1 protein-coding gene is annotated in these 233 nt (G+C 72.5%); it reads left to right on the forward strand.

Features of this window, described 5'->3' with window-relative positions; all coding sequences use genetic code 11:
• Positions 1–211 (forward strand): hypothetical protein (locus KVT37_RS33105; RefSeq protein WP_217579112.1); only part of this gene is annotated, 211 nt, incomplete at its 5' end.
• Between the last annotated feature and the right edge of the window lie 22 nt (positions 212–233).

Consider the following 233-nt stretch of genomic DNA (forward strand, 5'->3'; position numbering starts at 1 on the left):
CACCTACAGGGGCGGCACCCTCGCCCCCGGCATGGAGACCAGGGGTGCTCCCGACATGCTGGGGGGCTTCGCGCTCGGGGCCTCCGCGGGTTCATTTGCCGTCGCCGCCCGCCAGCCTTGGGCCAACATCGTCGGGGCCCGGGCCGGCGCCTATGCCGCGCGCAAAGGGGACCGGTTCTATATGGGGGGCGCGCTGCCCTTGGGCCTCTAAAACACCACCATCCCCCCCCCCA

Origin of the sequence: Mesorhizobium sp. GbtcB19, assembly GCF_019091085.1 — a bacterium.
Lineage (GTDB): Bacteria > Pseudomonadota > Alphaproteobacteria > Rhizobiales > Rhizobiaceae > Mesorhizobium.